Origin of the sequence: Streptomyces sp. 796.1 (assembly GCF_047525675.1) — a bacterium.
In the GTDB taxonomy this organism is placed as follows: Bacteria; Actinomycetota; Actinomycetes; order Streptomycetales; family Streptomycetaceae; genus Streptomyces.
Window position 1 is genome coordinate 263,773 of record NZ_JBLIWA010000002.1, and the last position, 18,597, is coordinate 282,369.

General features: G+C 72.5%; 14 protein-coding genes. 2 read left to right on the top strand and 12 right to left on the bottom strand.

The window, feature by feature from the left end:
• Positions 1–137 precede the first annotated feature (137 nt).
• A complete protein-coding gene (locus ACMA1D_RS02650) occupies positions 138–1,247 on the top strand; it encodes a phosphotransferase family protein (RefSeq protein ID WP_414722202.1) in 1,110 nt (369 codons plus the stop codon).
• 237 nt (positions 1,248–1,484) lie between these two features.
• On the opposite strand, the gene ACMA1D_RS02655 is transcribed toward ACMA1D_RS02650, so the two are convergent.
• Both ACMA1D_RS02655 and ACMA1D_RS02660 read right to left on the bottom strand, forming a co-directional pair.
• A complete protein-coding gene (locus ACMA1D_RS02655) occupies positions 1,485–2,285 on the bottom strand; it encodes a S1 family peptidase (protein WP_414722203.1) in 801 nt (266 codons plus the stop codon).
• Positions 2,286–3,141: 856 nt separating this feature from the next.
• Entirely contained in the window at positions 3,142–3,942 is an 801-nt protein-coding gene (locus ACMA1D_RS02660) for a S1 family peptidase (RefSeq protein ID WP_414722204.1), read from the bottom strand.
• A 294-nt stretch (positions 3,943–4,236) separates the two neighbouring features.
• On the opposite strand from ACMA1D_RS02660, the gene ACMA1D_RS02665 reads away from it, so the two are divergent.
• Positions 4,237–5,172: a hypothetical protein gene (locus tag ACMA1D_RS02665; RefSeq protein ID WP_414722205.1), complete on the top strand. Its 936-nt coding sequence runs from the start codon at positions 4,237–4,239 to the stop codon at positions 5,170–5,172.
• 62 nt (positions 5,173–5,234) lie between these two features.
• Here ACMA1D_RS02665 and ACMA1D_RS02670 read toward each other — a convergent pair whose 3' ends face one another.
• From ACMA1D_RS02670 to ACMA1D_RS02715, 10 genes are all read right to left on the bottom strand, one after another.
• Positions 5,235–5,960, bottom strand: a complete 726-nt coding sequence (locus tag ACMA1D_RS02670) for an alpha/beta fold hydrolase (protein WP_414722206.1) — start codon at positions 5,958–5,960, stop codon at positions 5,235–5,237.
• 439 nt (positions 5,961–6,399) lie between these two features.
• Complete coding sequence (locus tag ACMA1D_RS02675) at positions 6,400–7,749, bottom strand: hypothetical protein (RefSeq protein WP_414722207.1); 1,350 nt, start codon at positions 7,747–7,749, stop codon at positions 6,400–6,402.
• A gap of 251 nt (positions 7,750–8,000) precedes the next feature.
• On the bottom strand, positions 8,001–9,461 hold the full coding sequence (locus ACMA1D_RS02680; protein ID WP_414722208.1) for a glutamate synthase subunit beta: 1,461 nt from the start codon (positions 9,459–9,461) through the stop codon (positions 8,001–8,003).
• A complete protein-coding gene (gene gltB / locus ACMA1D_RS02685) occupies positions 9,454–13,980 on the bottom strand; it encodes a glutamate synthase large subunit (RefSeq protein ID WP_414722246.1) in 4,527 nt (1,508 codons plus the stop codon). Before gltB ends, ACMA1D_RS02680 begins: the two co-directional genes overlap by 8 nt.
• A 405-nt stretch (positions 13,981–14,385) precedes the next feature.
• Positions 14,386–15,117, bottom strand: coding sequence for a VIT1/CCC1 transporter family protein (locus ACMA1D_RS02690; protein WP_414722209.1), 732 nt, complete (start codon positions 15,115–15,117; stop codon positions 14,386–14,388).
• A 17-nt stretch (positions 15,118–15,134) separates the two neighbouring features.
• Entirely contained in the window at positions 15,135–15,278 is a 144-nt protein-coding gene (locus ACMA1D_RS02695) for a hypothetical protein (protein WP_414722210.1), read from the bottom strand.
• Positions 15,279–15,536: 258 nt separating this feature from the next.
• A complete protein-coding gene (lgt, locus tag ACMA1D_RS02700) occupies positions 15,537–16,532 on the bottom strand; it encodes a prolipoprotein diacylglyceryl transferase (protein ID WP_414722211.1) in 996 nt (331 codons plus the stop codon).
• A gap of 99 nt (positions 16,533–16,631) precedes the next feature.
• Positions 16,632–17,432, bottom strand: coding sequence for a DsbA family protein (locus tag ACMA1D_RS02705; protein WP_414722212.1), 801 nt, complete (start codon positions 17,430–17,432; stop codon positions 16,632–16,634).
• A 305-nt stretch (positions 17,433–17,737) separates the two neighbouring features.
• Positions 17,738–18,319 carry a Clp protease N-terminal domain-containing protein gene (locus ACMA1D_RS02710; RefSeq protein ID WP_414722247.1) on the bottom strand — a complete coding sequence of 194 codons (582 nt, stop codon included), beginning with the start codon at positions 18,317–18,319 and terminating at the stop codon, positions 17,738–17,740.
• Positions 18,320–18,321: 2 nt separating this feature from the next.
• On the bottom strand, positions 18,322–18,531 hold the full coding sequence (locus ACMA1D_RS02715) for a helix-turn-helix domain-containing protein (protein WP_414722213.1): 210 nt from the start codon (positions 18,529–18,531) through the stop codon (positions 18,322–18,324).
• Positions 18,532–18,597 lie beyond the last annotated feature (66 nt).

The window sequence follows — 18,597 nt, forward strand, 5'->3', positions numbered from 1 at the left end:
GAAGGGGGGCCCGCCCATCCCCCGCCCGGGGCCCCTCCGAGACCGCCCGGGTCCGCGACCACCACCCACCCCGTACGCACAGGTCTCCCCCGCACCAGCCCGCGCCGCGCCCCCACTCCCGTGACACCATGCGCCCCATGCCACCCTCGCCACCCCCGCAGCAGCCACGGTCATCACAGCAGCCAGAGCCCTCACCGGAGCCGACGCCGCAGCCGGCAGCGCCACCGTTCAGCGCGGCCCTGCACGCCCGGCTCGGGCCGCCGCGCGAACCGGAACTGCTTGAGTCAAGCCCGCGGTCACGGGTGTGGCGGGTCGCGTTGGCCGCCGGGGCAGCGGTGGTCAAGCAGGTGGTGGAAGGGGTGGACGCCGCGGACGCCGACGAGCGGTACGGGCGCGAGGTGGCCGCCCTGCGGTTGGCCGGGCGGGCGGCGGACCCGGTGGTGCCCGCGCTCTGGGGCACCGACCCCGAGCAGCGGCTCATCGTGCTCGAACACCTCACCCATCGGCCGCCGGCGCCGGACTGGATCGTGGCCTACGCGCGGGCGCTGGCCCGACTGCACGCGAGCGCCGGGCCCGAGGTGGCCGACGTGCTGCCGCGGTGGCAGGGGCCGACGGAAGCCGACGTCGCGGCGTTCCTCGCGCTGGCCGGCGCGCTCGGGGTGGCGGTCGCCCCGGGCGTGGCGGACGAGTTGCACGCGCTGGTCGCCCGGCTGGCCGCGGCGCCCGGCCGGGCCCTGCTGCACGGCGACCCCTGCCCGAGCAATGACCTGCACACCGCGGACGGTGTCAGGTTCATCGACCTGGAAGGGGCGTCCTGGGGCAGCGGCCTGGTCGAACTCGCCTATCTGCGCATCGGCTTCCCCACCTGCTGGTGCGTCACCGCGGCAAAGCCCGCGCTGCTCCGGCGGGCCGAGGGCGCCTACGCCGACACCTGGCGCGAGCTGACCGGCGAGCCGCTGGTCCTGGACCTCACCGACGCCTGCGCCGGCTGGTTGATCCGCGGCGACGCCCTGGTGCAGCGGGCCCTGCGGGGCGCCGCCGACCAGTTGGCGCGGCTGCCGCACGAGGACTGGGAGTGGGGCACCTGCACGGCGCGCCAGCGACTCCTGCACCGACTCGCCGTGGTGGCCGAACTTGCCGCGCAGGGCGATGAGTTGCGTGCCTTCGGCGCCCTGTGCCACACCCTGCACCGGCAGGCACGGGACCGCTGGCCCACCCTGCTGCCCGTACCGACCCGCCGCCCCTGACCACCCACGCCGCCGAGGCCCAGCCCGCCGAGACCCGGCGGCGCCAGGCACCGGAGGGCAGCCGGAATCACAGCCGGGCCGCGCCCGGCGGACGCAGCCGACCCGCACACCGGTGCCGCGGACGGCCCGTAGTGCCAGAACGCAGACGGGCCGCGCCCAGGGGGCGCGGCCCGTACCGTACGGAGTTGCCGTCAGCCCGCCGGTGACCGCCGGTCGCAGGTCACCTGGCGTGCCGGGTCAGCGGCCGAGGGAGCTGGCCGCGGACTTGATGGCCGAAGAGAAGTAGCTCACCTGGGTGTAGACACCGGGCTTGCCGGCGCGGGCGCAGCCCTCGCCCCAGCTCACGATGCCGACCTGGATCCACTCGCCGGCGCCGTCCTTGCGGAACATCGGGCCACCGGAGTCACCCTGGCAGGTGTCGACGCCACCCTGCTGGAGGCCGGCGCAGATCTCCTCGTTGGCTATCAGACCGCTGTACGAGCCGCCCGCGGCCTTGCAGGTCGCGTCGCTGATGAAGGGCACCTTGGCCTTGAGCAGGTAGCGCTGCTGGGCACCGCCCTCGCGGTTGGCGCCCCAGCCCGCGATGTCGAAGGTGCCGTTGTCGTACGTCGAGTTGGTGGCGATCTTCAGGGTGGGCTGGTTGATCGGCTTGGCCAGCTTGATCAGGGCCCAGTCCTTGCCGTTGCCGTTGTAGCCGGGGGCCTGGAGCACGCGGGTGGACTTGACCTTCACCGCGCTGGAGCTCTGGAGGTCGACGGCGCCGGCGGTGACGGTGATGCCGGTGTTGGGGCCGCTGCCGTCCACACAGTGCGCGGCGGTCAGCACGATGTCCTTGGCGTACAGCGCGCCACCACAGCCCATCGACAGCCGGACCATGAACGGGAACTCACCCTGCGCGGCCCGGGTGCCACCCACGACCCGGGTGCTCGGACCGCTCGGGTCGCTCTGCGCCATGGCGGTGCTGGGGCTCAGGCTGACCGCGGCCAGCGCAACGGCGCCCGCGACGACGCATCTCTTCAGGTGCTTGATGAGCTTCAACGGATGTCCTCTCGTGGGTGGTTAGCACACAATTGGCAGAATCATGACAACCAGAATCCGGTTGCCGCTGCCTCAACACATCCCTGAAGCGTGGAACAGCGGACCGCACGACGTCCGGATTCATTGGAACAAGACCGTGAAAGTGCCGCTCGAATTATGTGGAGCCTATGGACGCGCTGGCAAGGGTCATGTTCCGGACACCGCAGAAGATTTTCCGGACAGATTCCACGGGCGGTGCTGGGGCCTGCCGCATTGCCGGGAATGCATAGCGATCGCCTCGCGCCACGCTCTCCGATATACGGACACCGGGAGCCCGCAAGGCCATCGAGCCGGCGCCGCGCAGCCCCGCGAGCCACCCCGGCGATCCGCCATCACCCCAGTTCAGAACGGGTGAGAAGCACCACACGACCAAGCCGGCAGCAGCCCCAGAAACCACATGCTCCAGACCGCCGGGCCCCTACCCCGGCACCGCCCGAAGTCCCCAAAGGCCCATTACGGGAAAGCCGTCAGGGGCGTTCACGGAAATGCAGTAGCGGCGAAACACCGGACCGCAATCCATGGCCGACAATGCCCGCTCGCCGTAAGCGGACATGCGAAATTCCACGTACGCGAAATGCGCGTACGCGGAATTGATCGGGCATCCGTCGGGCGGTTCGCGGCGCGGAACGGGCAACGAGGCAACGCGGCAGCAACGCCGCCGCGCGGTCAGGTGTCGCAGCGGACCGGGCGCGCCACGGGACGGCCGGGCGCCGTACGGGACGGCACCGACGCCGCCCCGTACGACCCGTTCACACGGTCACTTCAGCCGAACCGGCCAAGGCCAGCCCCGGCCGGCCGCGGGCCATCGCCCCCGCGGTCAGCCGCCGAGCTGTTCGGCCGCGCCCTTGATGTCCTGGGCGAAGTGGCTCACCTGGGTGTACACACCGGGCTTGCCGGGCCGGGCGCAGCCCTCGCCCCAGCTCACGATGCCGACCTGGATCCACTCGCCCGCGTCGTCCTTGCGGAACATCGGGCCGCCGGAGTCACCCTGGCAACTGTCCACGCCGCCCGACTGCGTGCCGGCGCAGATCTCCTCGTCGTCCACCAGCCCGGCGTACGAGCCGCCGGCGGCCTTGCAGGTCGCGTCGTCCATGAAGGGCACGGTGGCCTTCAGCATCCGCTGCTGCTGGTTGCCGCCCTCGCGGTCGGCGCCCCAACCGGCTATCTGGAAGTCGCCGTTGTCGTACGCGTCCGTGTCGGCGATCTTCAGCGTGGGCTGGTCGATCGGCCGGTCGAGCTTGATCAGGGCCCAGTCCTTGCCGGTGCCGTCGTAGCCCGGGGCCTGGAGCACCTCGGTGGAGGTGGCAGTCTGGGCGGCGGGGTCGGACAGGTCCACCACGCCACCGGTGACGCCGATGTCGGTGTTGGGGCCGCTGCCGTCCACGCAGTGCGCGGCGGTCAGCACGATGTCCTGGGTGTACAGCGCGCCACCACAGCCCATCGATAGCCGGACCATGAAGGGGAACTCGCCCTGTTCGGCCGGGGTGCCGCCGACGATCCGAGTGCTCGGGCCGGTGGGGTCGCCCTGGGCGAGGGCCGTGCCGGGGGTGAGGGAACAGGCGGCGAGGGCGACGGCGCCGAACGCGGCGCCTCTCTTGACGTTCCGCAGGAAGGACAACGGATTTCCTCTCGTGGGGGGTTGAACGCGTTTGGCGAGCCCATGCCAAGAGAAGATCCGGAACTCGACACCGGAGATCCACCGAAAAAAATTGGTGCAGACCAGGCGACGAGCCGTAAGACGTCCGGACCCCGTGGGGTGAGCCCGCAAAGCGCACTGCGATTATGTGTACCGAGTGAACCGCATGACAAGGGCTCCCTACCCGCCAGTTGCGGTCAGGACGCCCGGCAACCGCCCGACGGCGCTGACGACGCCGGGCGGCGTCCGTAGAGTTGGGCCAGGTCAGTGGGGCCCATGGCGCGGGAGTGTGGTGTGGCGGCGACAGGCAGCGAGATCCAGCACGGCTTTCCGCACCTGGAGACGGTGCGCGCGGCCATCACGGCGCTCTACCGGCGCCTGTCCCAAGACACCGTGCGCACCTTCGCGTTGAGCGTGCCGCCGGCCGACGTGGCCTTCCCCGACGAGGACGACCTCTATCTGGGGGTGCAGCGCGTCGCCCGGGTGATGGTGCGGCACCTGCGGCTGCCCGACGCCCGGATGATCATCAGCTTCCGGGAGATGGAGCACGCGGGCAACGTCGAACTGACCGCGGGGCCCGAGTACTTCATCGAGCTCAACGCCCGGTTCAAGACCCACCGCCGCGACATCGGGGCCGCCCTCGCACACGAGGTGATGCACGTCTACCTGCACCGCCTCGACCTCGCCTTCCCCGGCACCCGGGACAACGAGATCCTCACCGACACCGCGGCGGCCTACCTCGGCGCCGGCTGGCTGCTGCTCGACGCGTACCGGGAGAGCTCGGTCTCCCGCCAGAAGCTCGGCTATCTGACGCCGGAGGAGTTCGGCTACGTGCTCGCCAAGCGCGGCCAGTTCTTCGGCGAGGACGTCGCGCCGTGGTTCACCAGCCCGCAGGCGTACGACGCGTACGTGAAGGGGCAGGCCAGGGCGCGCCGGGACGAGCGGCAGCCGCCGCTGGCCGCCAGCGGCTGGACCGGCCGCCGCCACTACGCCAAGGACCGGCGGCAGGCCCAGGACCGCCTGCGCACGCACGGCGACCTCCCCGCGACGGAACCCACCGACCCGGCCACCGGCTACGCCTTCGAGGGCCGGGGCCCGCTCCGCGTCCGCTTCCCCTGCCCGGTGTGCAACCAGCGCATCCGGGTCCCGGTCCGCGGCACGCTGCGGGCCAGGTGCGGGCTGTGCGGGACGGTGCTGGACTGCCAGACGTAGGTGGGGCGGCGGGCACGGGCGGCCCGGGTGCGCTCCTTGTCGACGGCCGGCCAGCCGCCCCCTCAGCGCACGCCCGCCGGCTCCTCCCCGCGTACCCAGCCGAGGATCGACCCCATGAACGCGTCGAAGTCGTCGCGGTGGATGGAGTGGCCGGTGTTCTCGATGGTGTGCACGGTGAAGCCGCGTGCGCTCAGCTCCTCCTTGTGCGCCGCGGAGACCACGTAACTCGGGTCGGCCACCTGCACCAGCGACGGCACGATCGGCCGCTCGGGTATGTGGTCGACCGCGTGCGTACGGTCCACCGCGTGCCCCGCCTCCGGGTCCCAGGCCGCGATGCCGGCCAGCTCCGCCTCCACGTCGGCCTCCTCCCAACGCGGGTTGAAGGAGGCGATCATGTTGCGGTTCGCCTTGCGCAGCGCGTTCAGCATCTTGGCGTCCACCAGGCGCTCGCTGGTGGCCAGCGCCCAGGCCGGGTCGCTGTAGACGGCGCGCTGCGGGCGGAGCGCGTGCACCGCGAGGGAGAGCGAGAGCCCGCCGAGCGAATGCCCGACGGCCAACTCCGCGCCGACCGGCAGGGTCTCCTCCAGATCGGCCGCGAACAACGGCACGCTGTACTCCGCCGCCCGCTCGCTGAACCCGTGTCCGCGCAGGTCCACCGCGATGACCCGGTAGCCGTGGGCGGCGAGCGCGGGACCGACCCGGCGCCAGGTCCGGTGGTCCGACATGATCCCGTGGATGAGCAGCGCGACCCGGTCCCCCGTGCCCCACTCCTGCGTGTGCAGCCGCATGTTGGTGCCTCTCCCCTCGGCGCGGCGCTGACGCTGCCGCGCACCCCCGTAGCTGTGGCCCGCTCCCGCCACCGCCGCGCCGGCCGTCCCGCCGCCGCCCGGGAGCACTCCGGTACGACGGACCCGACGTCAGGCAGCGGCCCACGGAACCGGTATCCGCTTCAACTTACCCGCCCCCGACAGGCCCCTGACGTGGCCCGTCTACGATCCGGAACCCCGGCACGACCTGGCCACGACCCGGTCGCCACCCGGCAGCCCGGCGTTCGCCGGGATGCGGCGGGTTGGTCAGGGGGCGTGGCAGGGCCGGGCAGGCGGGGGCGCTGCCCGGTGCGGACCGCGGGGTGGGCGGGCCCGGCGGGGGGCCGCCGCGGCGAGGCGGCTGCGTTGAGGCACCTACGGCGAGGCGGCAGCCGTGGCGAACAGCGACGCCCCCGCCAGGTCAGCGCACCGTCGGGCCCTTGAGCGCGGCCACCGTACGAGCCCGCTCGGCGAGTTGGCGCACCGCCCGTACGCGGGAGTGGACGCGGAGCTGGCGGCGGAGCGAGGCGAAGTGTTCGTCCCCGCGGGCCGTGGACAGGAGCAGGTAGTCGTCGAGGAAGGCCGACCACGTCGCGCAGCCCGCATCGAGGTGTCCCAGCGCGAACTGTCGCTCGGCGAGCACGGCATTGGCGTGCAGCCTGCCCTGCCGCTGCTGGGCGGGCTGGGCGCGCAGGGACGCCTGGAGCGCGGCGACGGAGCCCGCCAGGTCGCCGGACTCGGCGCGTACGTGGGCCACGTGGAACTCGTAGGCCGCCCGGTCGTAGCCGCCGACGGCGTCGCGCCGCGCGTCCGCCCGGGACAGCGCCGCCTCCGCTTCCCGCAGCCGGTCGCGCGCCCCGCGCCCGTCGCCCACCATGGCGGCGGCGTGCGCCTGCTGGCCGCGGAGGAAGGCGACGAGCCGCGGCCCGGCCTGCGGCGCGGCCTCGGCCGCCGAGTCCGCGAGGTCCCGCGCCCGCTTGCCGTGCCCCAGGTGGGAGGCTTGCAGGCTCATGCCGCGCAGCGTGCGGCAGTAGGTGAGGTGGTCGTCGGCGGCCCGGGCCAGCTCCAGGGCCTTGAGGTAGTACCGCTGGCCGAGGCCGTGCCGGCGCTCGTACATCGCCATCCAGCCGGTCAGGTACGTCAGGTCGGACGCCGCGGACAGCATGTCCTTGCGGACCGCCTCGGTGGCCGTGGCCCGCAGGTACGGCGTCACCGTGTTGACCAGGAAGGCCGCCGCCATCGGGCGGGCGTGGCCGCCGCCGAGCTCGTCCAGGATGTCGGCGATCCGGTCCGTCATGGTGCGTACGGTGGCCACCTCGCCGGGGCCGATGCGGCCCGCGTGGCGCGGCGGGTGCGCCGGCTCGGCGGCCCCGGCCCGGCCCGCGAACGCCGGTACGGCGAGCGTGGCGGAGTACAGGCTGGCGGCGAGCACCCCGCGCCGGGCCGGGTGCCCGTCCTCGCTCCGGAGGTCGGCCAGTTCCTGCGTCGTGCCCCGGTCGGCCGTGCAGTCGTCAGCAGGCCGCGGGAATCCCGCATCCGCGTGCGTGACCGGTCGTCCCAGCCGGCGGGCCAGGGCCTCGACGACCAGCGGGCGGACCGCCTCGCGCGGGAAGTGCCCCTTGAGCCAACTGTGGGGTGAGGGCTCACGGTATTTAAGGGGCGTGCCCTGCTCGGTGCCTAGGCGGTTGACCGCCTGGGCGAACTGGCGCAGGGTCCAGCCCGTTTCGCGGTAGAGACCGGCAAGGCGCTCGTTCGGAACCCGTTCGGCCACCCGTCCTCAACTCCTCGCTCCCGGCGCGACGTGCCGGCATGGTGGATGCCGCTCCCACGGTACCGCCACCGGTAGCCGCGCGGTCACCCCGTGCGAGGAAGCCCCTGCGGGCCCGAAGAGAACCCGAAAAGAAAGCGACGCCTGCCATCCGGTCGGGGACGGGCAGGCGCCGCGTGTTCCGTACCGCGCTGTACGGGACACCTCCCGGCGTGGGCCGGTAGCGCGTGGGTCCGGCTGGCGGACCTGGGTGACTAGGCGGTGAGCGCCCGGTCGGTGGGACGGATCGGGGCCGGCAGTGCGCTGGTGCCGGTCAGGTAGGCGTCCACCGCGCGGGCTGCCGAGCGGCCCTCGGCGATGGCCCAGACGATGAGCGACTGGCCACGGCCGGCGTCGCCGGCGACGTAGACCCCGTCCACGTTGGTGGCGAAGTCCGCGTCTCGGGCGACGTTACCCCGTGCATCCAGGTCCAGGCCAAATTGCTCGACCAGACCGTTGCTCTGGTCGGTGCCGGTGAAGCCCATCGCGAGGGTGACCAGCTCGGCCGGGATCTTGCGCTCGGTGCCCGGTCGCTGCTCGAACGTGCCGTTCTTGAACTCCACCTCGACCAGGTGCAGGAACTTCACGTTCCCCGCCTCGTCGCCCTCGAAGTGGGTGGTGGAGACCGAGTAGACCCGCTCGCCGCCCTCCTCGTGCGCCGAGGTGACCTTGTACAGCATCGGGAAGGTGGGCCACGGCTGGCTTTCCGGGCGCTCCTCGCCGGGGCGCGGCATGATCTCCAGTTGGGTGACGGACGCCGCGCCCTGCCGGTGGGCGGTGCCCACGCAGTCGGCGCCGGTGTCGCCGCCGCCGATGACCACCACGTGCTTGCCCTCGGCGGTGATCGGCGGCGCCACGAAGTCGCCCTCCTGCACCTTGTTGGCCAGCGGCAGGTACTCCATCGCGGCGTGGATGCCGTTCAGCTCGCGCCCGGGGACCGGCAGGTCGCGGGAGACGGTGGCGCCGGCGGCGATGACCACCGCGTCGTAGCGGCGGCGCAGGTCGGCGGCGTCGATGTCGCGGCCGATCTCCACCTCGGTACGGAACTTGGTGCCCTCCGCGCGCATCTGCTCGATGCGGCGGTTGATGTGCCGCTTCTCCATCTTGAACTCGGGGATGCCGTACCGCAGCAGCCCGCCGATGCGGTCGGCCCGCTCGTAGACGGCGACGGTGTGGCCGGCGCGGGTGAGCTGCTGGGCGGCGGCCAGACCGGCCGGGCCCGAGCCGATGACGGCGACCGTCTTGCCGGACAGCCGCTCCGGCGGCTGCGGGGTGACGTCGCCCGAGTCCCACGCCTTGTCGATGATGGTGACCTCGACGTTCTTGATGGTCACCGGCTGCTGGTTGATGCCCAGCACACAGGCGGCCTCGCACGGCGCCGGGCACAGCCGCCCGGTGAACTCCGGGAAGTTGTTGGTCGCGTGCAGCCGCTCGCTGGCCTCGGTCCAGTCCTCGCGGTAGGCGTAGTCGTTCCACTCGGGGATGAGGTTCCCGAGCGGGCAGCCGTTGTGGCAGAACGGGATGCCGCAGTCCATGCAGCGGCTGGCCTGCTTGCTGATGATCGGCAGCAGCGATCCGGGGACGTAGACCTCGTTCCAGTCCCGTACCCGCTCCGCGACGGGGCGCGTCGCGGCGACCTCGCGGCCGGTGGTCAAAAAGCCCTTGGGGTCAGCCATGCGTCGCCGCCTCCATCATCTTCTCGGTGGTCTCGGACTCGGAGAGCCCGGCTCGCTCGGCGGCGTCCTTGGCGGCGAGCACGGCCTTGTACGTGGGCGGGAACACCCTGCTGAAGCGGGTGATGGCCGCGTCCCAGTCGGCGATGAGGGCCGCGGCCACCGTCGAGCCGGTCTCCTCCTGGTGGCGGCGCACCACGTCGTGCAGCCACTGCGCGTCGGCGTCGTCCAGCGGTTCGACGGCCGCGGCCAACTCGCGGTTGACCCGGGCCGGGTCCAGGTCGATGACGTACGCGATGCCGCCGGACATGCCGGCCGCGAAGTTGCGGCCGGTCTCGCCGAGCACCACGGCCCGGCCGCCGGTCATGTACTCGCAGCCGTGGTCGCCGACGCCCTCGGAGACGACGGTGGCGCCCGAGTTGCGGACGCAGAACCGCTCGCCGACCCGGCCGCGCAGGAACACCTCGCCGCCGGTGGCGCCGTAGCCGATGGTGTTGCCGGCGATGGTGGAGTACTCGGCGAGGTGGTCGGCGCCGCGGTCGGGGCGGACCACGACCCGGCCGCCGGACAGGCCCTTGCCGACGTAGTCGTTGGCGTCGCCCTCCAGCCGCAGCGTGACGCCGCGCGGCAGGAAAGCACCGAAGGACTGGCCTGCGGAGCCGGTGAAGGTGATGTCGATGGTGTCGTCGGGCAGCCCTGCGCCGCCGAACTTCTTCGTCACCTCATGGCCGAGCATGGTGCCCACGGTGCGGTTGATGTTGCGGATGGCGACCTGGGCGCGTACGGGCTGCGCGGACGCGGCGTCCGGGGCGGCGAGCGCGTCGGCGGCCAGCTTGATCAGCTCGTTGTCCAGCGCCTTCGCCAGGCCGTGGTCCTGGACCGCGATCTGGTGGCGTACGGCGCCGTCCGGCAGTTCGGGCACGTGCAGCAGCGGCGCCAGGTCGAGTCCGCTGGCCTTCCAGTGCGCCACCGCCCGCGAGGTGTCCAGGAGTTCGGCGTGGCCGACCGCCTCCTTGAGGGTGCGGAAGCCGAGTTCGGCCAGGATTTCGCGGACCTCTTCGGCGATGAACTGGAAGAAGTTGACGACGTACTCGGCCTTGCCGGCGAACCGCTCGCGCAGCACCGGGTTCTGGGTGGCGATGCCGACCGGGCAGGTGTCCAGGTGGCACACGCGCATCATGACGCAGCCCGACACCACCAGCGGCGCGGTGGCGAACCCGAACTCCTCGGCGCCGAGCAGCGCCGCGATCACCACGTCACGGCCGGTCTTGAGCTGGCCGTCGGTCTGCACGACGATCCGGTCGCGCAACCCGTTGAGCAGCAGCGTCTGCTGGGTCTCGGCCAGGCCGAGCTCCCAGGGGCCGCCCGCGTGCTTGAGCGAGGTGAGCGGCGATGCGCCGGTGCCGCCGTCGTGGCCGGAGATCAGCACCACGTCCGCGTGCGCCTTGGAGACGCCCGCCGCGACCGTGCCCACCCCGACCTCGCTGACCAGCTTCACGTGGATGCGGGCCTGCGGGTTGGCGTTCTTCAGGTCGTGGATGAGCTGGGCGAGGTCCTCGATGGAGTAGATGTCGTGGTGCGGCGGCGGCGAGATGAGGCCGACGCCGGGCGTGGAGTGCCGGGTCTTCGCGACCCACGGGTAGACCTTGTGGCCGGGGAGCTGGCCGCCCTCGCCCGGCTTGGCGCCCTGCGCCATCTTGATCTGGATGTCGTCGGCGTTGACCAGGTATTCGCTGGTGACGCCGAACCGGCCGGAGGCCACCTGCTTGATCGCCGAGCGCCGCGCCGGGTCGTACAGGCGCTCCGGGTCCTCGCCGCCCTCGCCGGTGTTGGACTTGCCGCCGAGCTGGTTCATGGCGATCGCGAGGGTCTCGTGGGCCTCGCGCGAGATGGAGCCGTACGACATGGCGCCGGTCGAGAACCGCTTGACGATCTCGGAGACCGGCTCGACCTCCTCCAGCGGGACCGCGGGCCGGTCGCCCCTCAGGCCGAACAGGCCGCGCAGCGTCATCAGCCGCTCGGACTGCTCGTTCACCCGCTCCGTGTACTTCTTGAAGATGTCGTAGCGGCGCGCCCGGGTGGAGTGCTGGAGCCGGAAGACGGTGTCCGGGTCGAACAGGTGCGGTTCGCCCTCGCGCCGCCACTGGTACTCGCCGCCGATCTCCAGCGCGCGGTGCGCGGAGGGCACGCCGCTGGCCGGGTACGCCTTGGCGTGCCGGGCGGCGACCTCGGTGGCCACCACGTCGAGCCCCGCGCCGCCGATCTTGGTGGCGGTGCCGTGGAAGTACGCGTCCACGAAGCCCTGGTCGAGCCCGACGGCCTCGAAGACCTGGGCGCCGCGGTAGGAGGCGACGGTGGAGATGCCCATCTTGGACATCACCTTGAGCACGCCCTTGCCGAGCGCCTTGATCAGGTTGCGGATGGCGGTCTCGGCCTCGACGCCCGGCAGGAAGGTGCCGGCCCGCACCAGGTCCTCCACGGACTCCATCGCCAGGTACGGGTTGACCGCGGCGGCGCCGTAGCCGATGAGCAGCGCGACGTGGTGCACCTCGCGCACGTCACCGGCCTCCACCAGCAGGCCCACCTGGGTGCGCTGCTTGGTGCGGATGAGGTGGTGGTGGACGGCCGAGGTGAGCAGCAGCGAGGGGATCGGGGCGTGCTCGGCGTCGGAGTGCCGGTCGGAGAGGACGATGAGCCGGGCGCCGTCGGCGATGGCGGAGTCGGCCTCGGCGCAGATCTCGGCGATCCTGGCGGCCAGCGCCGCTCCCCCGCCGCCGACCCGGTACAGGCCGGAGAGGGTGGCGGCGCCGAGTCCGGGCCGGTCGCCGTCGGCGTTGATGTGGATGAGCTTGGCCAGCTCGTCGTTGTCGATCACCGGGAACGGCAGGGTGACGCTGCGGCAGGAGTCCGCGGTCGGCGTCAGCAGGTTGCCCTGCGGGCCGAGCGAGGAGATGAGCGAGGTGACGAGCTCTTCCCGGATGGCGTCCAGCGGCGGGTTGGTGACCTGCGCGAAGAGCTGCGTGAAGTAGTCGAAGAGCAGCCGGGGCCGGTCGGAGAGCGCGGCGATGGGCGAGTCGGTGCCCATGGAGCCGATCGGCTCGGCGCCGGCGGCGGCCATCGGCGCGAGGATGACGCGCAGCTCTTCCTCGGTGTAGCCGAAGGTCTGCTGGCGGCGGGTGACCGAGGCGTGGGTGTGCACGATGTGCTCGCGCTCGGGTAGGTCTTCGAGTTCGATCTCGCCGTCGTCGAGCCACTGCTCGTACGGCTGCTCGGCGGCGAGCGCCGCCTTGATCTCGTCGTCCTCGATGATGCGGTGCTCGGCGGTGTCCACCAGGAACATCCGGCCGGGCTGGAGCCGGCCCTTGCGGACGACCTTGGCCGGGTCGATCTCCAACACGCCGACCTCGGAGGAGAGCACCACCAGGCCCTCGTCGGTGACCCAGTAGCGGCCGGGGCGCAGCCCGTTGCGGTCGAGTACGGCGCCGACCTGGGTGCCGTCGGTGAAGGTGACGCAGGCCGGGCCGTCCCAGGGCTCCATCATCGTGGAGTGGTACTGGTAGAAGGCGCGCCGGGCCGGGTCCATGGAGGCGCTGTTCTCCCACGCCTCGGGGATCATCATCAGCACGCTGTGCGGCAGCGAGCGTCCGCCCAGGTGCAGCAGCTCAAGGACCTCGTCGAAGGAGGCGGAGTCGGAGGCGCCCGGGGTGCAGACCGGGAAGAGCCGTTCGATGGGCCGCCCGTCGGCCGCGAGCACGTCGCTGGCGAGCTGGGATTCCCGCGCCCGCATCCAATTCCGGTTGCCCTGCACGGTGTTGATCTCACCGTTGTGGGCGACGAAGCGGTACGGGTGGGCCAGCGGCCAGGACGGGAAGGTGTTGGTGGAGAACCGCGAGTGCACCAGGGCGATGGCGGTGGCGAACCTGCGGTCGGACAGGTCGGGGAAGAACGGCTCTAGCTGTCCGGTGGTGAGCATCCCCTTGTAGACGAGGGTGCGGGCGGAGAGCGAGGGGAAGTACACCCCGGCCTCCCGCTCGGCGCGCTTGCGCAGCACGAAAGCCAGCCGGTCGAGTTCGATGCCGGTGCGGTTGCCCGCGGCGTCGGCCACGAAGAGCTGCGAGAAGGCGGGCATGGTGGCGCGGGCGGCGCTACCGAGCAGTTCGGGCGCGACGGGGACGACCCGCCAGCCGAGGACGGTCAGCCCCTCTTCGGCCGCGATGGCCTCGATGCGGGTGACGGCGGTGGCCGCCTCCGCGCCGTCGGCGGGCAGGAAGGCGATGCCGACGGCGTAGCCGCCGGCGGCCGGCAGCGGAAAGCTGACGCTCTCGCGCAGGAAGGCGTCCGGCACCTGGAGCAGGATGCCCGCGCCGTCACCGGAGTCCGGGTCGGAGCCGGTGGCACCGCGGTGTTCGAGGTTGCGCAGGACGGTGAGGGCCTGTTCGACCAGGGTGTGGCTGGCCTCGCCGGTGAGGGTCGCGACGAAGCCGACGCCACAGGCGTCGTGCTCGTTACGGGGGTCGTACATCCCCTGTCGGGCGGGGCGCCCCTGGAGCGGGGACCAGGCGGCGGCTGCGGCTGCGGCGGCGCCGGTCACGGAAGGCACGGGCCGGGGGTGCGCGGAACGCATCGGCTCTCCCGTCGTCGTCGGTGGCAAGTGCTGGTGCCGAGGGACGACGTTGGCCCTCTGCGAAGAGTTGATGCAGGTTACATGATGGCCCGCTTCCCAAGAAGCGGATAAGTCATTCCAATATGCGGACACCGCAAGAGGGCGGCGGCAACAGGGGGAGGTCCGAGCGGGGCGCGCCCGCAGGGCGAGCGGAGCGAGCGACGTTGCCCGCGACGCCTCGGCCTTATGCCCGTCCGTAAGCGATTCGAAACCGCGCGGTAATCCGCATATTATTCAGCATCCTGCATAACTCTTCGCCGGTGGCTACCCGAGGGCGGTCCCCAGCAGGGCCCCCAGCGCGTACGTGACACCGGCCGCGGCACCGCCGAGCGCCAACTGTCGCAGCCCGCTGAACCACCAGGTCCGAGCCGTCACCCGGGCCACCACGGCGCCGCACCCGAACAGCCCCACCAGGGCGAGCAGCACCGCCGGCCACAGCGTCGTCGCACCGAGCAGGTACGGCAGCACCGGCAGCAGCGCGCCCAGCGCGAAGGCGCCGAACGAGGAGAGGGCCGCGGTCAGCGGCGAGGGGAGGTCGGAGGGGTCGATGCCGAGCTCTTCGCGGGCGTGCACCTCAAGCGCCTGCTCGGGGTCGGCCGAGAGCTGGCGGGCCACCTCGCGCGCGAGCTTGGGCTCGACGCCCCGCGACTCGTACCGCGCGGCCAGTTCGAGCAGCTCGTCCGCGGGGTGCTTGCGCAGCTCACGGCGTTCGATCTCCAGCTCGGCCAGGACCAGCTCGCGCTGCGATGCGACCGAGGTGTACTCGCCGGCGGCCATCGAGAACGCGCCTGCGGCGAGCCCGGCAAGGCCGGTGATCACGATGGTCTGCTGGGAGAGCGAGCCGCCCGCGACGCCCGTCATCAGGGCCAGGTTGGAGACCAGGCCGTCCATGGCCCCGAAGACCGCGGGCCGCAGCCAGCCGCCGGTGACGTCGCGGTGGGTGTGGTTGTCGCGGTGGGCGATGTGCGGCTGTTCGGCCACGCTGATGGCGGACATGGGGTAGAGCTCTCCCTTCACACGGCGACGGTCATCTTCCCCGTCGCCAACGCCTCGAAGGTACGCTCGAATTCCCCTCCCCCGCCAGCAAGGAAGGCCGAACTTACCTCGCTGACCTGCGCCGATGCGAAGCCGGCGACGGAAAGTGACTGCCGTCCCACGCGGGCCGCCCCGGGGCGCGGCCGACCACGGGGCACATCCCCCGCCGCCACCCGAGGCCGCCGCCCCGCCCTCCTTGGCGTACGAGACGCCCTACGCGCCACCTTCCGTACGGGCCCCGAGGCGAGTCCGCCCCGACGCGCACGGCCGCCCGACACGCACGCGCCGCACGGGCCCCACGCACGGGCCACGCGCATGCAGAAGACCGCCGGACCCTGTCGGTCCGGCGGCCTCTGGTGCGTTCGCGGTCTGGCTCGCGCTCAGCCCTTCTTGGACGCCTCGGGGCTGTCCGCGGTCGCGCCGCCCGGCGTCTTCGCGTCCGGCGCCGTGTCCTCGGCCGCGTCCCGCGGCTCCCCCTTCGTGGTGTCGACGGGGCCCGCGGCGTCAGCGGCACCGTCGGTGTCCGCCGCCGCGCCGGTGGCTCCGGTCACCGCGACCGCCGCCGGCTCCACCACCGTCTCGCGGCCCGGGCTGACCCGGGAGGAGAGCACGATGTACGCCACGGCGGCGAGGAAGACCACGACGGCGGTCCAGTTGTTCAGCCGCAGGCCGAGCACCTCGTGCGCCTCGTCCACCCGCAGGTACTCGGTCCAGAACCGGCCCACCGTGTACGCGGCGACGTACAGCGCGAAGGCCCGGCCGTGGCCGAGGGTGAACCGCCGGTCCGCCCAGATCACCAGCAGCGCCACGCCCACGCACCACAGCGACTCGTACAGGAACGTCGGGTGGTAGGTGCCGGCGAGGGTGCCGGTGCCGGGGTCCGCGTCGATCTTCAGCGCCCACGGCACGTCCGTGGCCTTGCCGAACAGCTCCTGGTTGAACCAGTTGCCCCAACGGCCGATGGCCTGCGCGAACGCGATGCCGGGGGCGAGCGCGTCCGCGTACGCCGGCAGCGGGATGCCGCGCCGGCGACAGCCGATCCAGGCGCCGACCGCACCGAGCGCGATGGCGCCCCAGATGCCGAGGCCGCCCTCCCAGATCTTGAACGCGTCGACCCAGTCCTTGCCGTCACCGAAGTAGAGCTGGTAGTCGGTGATGACGTGGTAGAGCCGGCCGCCGATCAGCCCGAAGGGCACCGCCCACACGGCGATGTCGGCCACCGTGCCGACCTGGCCGCCACGGGCGACCCAGCGCCGCCCGCCGTACCAGACCGCCACGAAGACGCCGATGATGATGCAGAACGCGTAGCCGCGCAGCGGGATCGGCCCGAGGTCGATCACGCCGGATGAGGGGCTGGGGATGTAAGCGAGGTCCATGACAGGGCTGACGCTACCCTGCCGGGCGGGAAGCACGGCAACCCACCCGGCACAACGGCTACGTAACGGGACCGCCGCGGCGGCGCCCCGCGCGGCCGGTCAGCCGCCCTTTTTGCCGCCCTTCTTCTCGGCCGCCTTCGCCACCTCCTCGCGCAGCTTCTCCGGGGTCAGCGGGTCGTCCTGGTCCCCGTAGACGTTCTCGCCGTCCAGCAGCACGGTCGGGGTGGCGCCGTGGCCCGACTTCTCGAACGCCTTGTCGACCTTGGTCACCCAACTGTCGTGCGTCCCCTTGTTCACACAGGCTCGGAAGGCCGGGGTGTCCAGCCCTGACACCTTGCCGGCCAGCTCGATCAGGTGGCCGCGGTCGGCGAAGGCGTCGTCCTGCTCGCGCGGCTGGTTCTGGTAGAGCAGGTCGTGGTACGCGGTGAACTTGCCGGCGTCCTGGGCGCAGGCCGCGGCGTTGGCCGCGCGCAGCGAGCCCGTGCCGCCCATGTTGCCGTCGATCAGCCGGACCAGGTGGTACTCGACCTTGAGCCGGCCCGCGTCGCGCAGGTCGTTGATGGTCTCCCGGAAGCCCTGCTCGAAGCCGGCGCAGCCGGGGCAGCGGAAGTCCTCGTACACGGTGAGGGTGGCCGGGGCGTCGGCCGCGCCGGTGGGGATCGCCACCCGCTGGTCGCCGGTGGCGCCCTTCGGGTCGACCACCGGGCCCTTGGCGGCCCCGTCGTCGTCATCGTCCTGGGCGGCGATCAGGGCGCCGATGCCGCCCACCGCACCGAGCACGACCACCACGACCCCGGCCGCGACCAGTGCGCGCTTCCGCTTCTGCTGCGCCTCGTCCTTGGCCCGCTGTTCTTGCAGCCGCTCACGGGCGCTGCGCTTGTCCCTACGGTTCTGAGTCACGCCCGTACACAACGAACCGGATCGGCGGGGCTGCGCCACCGGGCCGGGTATTCGCCCGATCGAGCGACCACCGGGGCCTCGGCGGCCATCCCGGCGCGGGTGCGGGTCCGGGCCCGGCTCCAGCCCTGCCCTTAGGCGCCGACACCGGCCGTGACCTGCGGGAATGCGGGAAGTTGGAAAGGCGGACCGGGCGGCGGCGCCCCACGACCCGGCGGGGGACGGGCATCGGGTGGCGGGGCGCGCCGGGGCGGGGCTGCGGCTACGGCCACACCTGCGGCTACGGCTACGGCGTGGCCACGGCTCGTTCAGCCCGCCGCGGCGCGGCCCGCACCTGGCGTAGCCAGTACCCGTTCGATCTCGGTGCGCGAGGCGCCGTGCTCGGCCATGACGTCGCCGACCATGCCGGCGCCGGCGGCGAGCCCAAGCAGCAGGTGTTCGTCGCCGATGGAGCGGTCGCCGCGGCGTTGGGCGACGCGCAGCGCCCGTTCGAGTGAGGACTTGGCCTCGCGCGAGAACGGGCGGTGCCCGCGGGGCCACCACCACCGCGGTCCGCGGTCGGTGGCCAGCGCGTCGGGGCCGTGGGCGTCCTCCACCCGGGCGACGACCGCCCGCACGTCGATGCCGAGCCGGGCCAGGGCCGCGATGTCGGCCCGGGACAGCCCGCCCACCCGCTTGGCCTCCTGGAGCGCCGCGGTCAGTTCCGTACGCCGCTGGTCGACGCCGAGGGCGACCAGCGCGCGGGCGCCCGCCGAGGTGCCCGCGTCGAGCAGGTCGAGGAGGGCGAGGAGTAAGTGCTCCTCGGTGATGGTCGCCGAGCCGGTCAGCTCTGCGTGCTTGACGGCGCCCTCCACGGCGTCGCGGGCGCTCGGGGTGAACTTCTCGAACATGGTCACTGCCTCCCGTACTTCTTGTGCACGGCCTGCCTGCTGACGCCGAGTTCGCTGGCGATCTCCTGCCAGGACCACCCCTGCGCCCGGGCGCTGCGCACCTGGACGGCCTCCAACTGCTCCAGCAGACGCCGCAGGGCGGCCACCGCGCGGAGACCGACCCGCGGATCGCGATCACCTGCTTGCTGGGCGAGATCGGTTGCCTCAGTCATGACGTCAACTTACGTTGACACGCGGAGGATGTCAACCAAGGTTGACGAGCCGCCCGGGACGGCCCC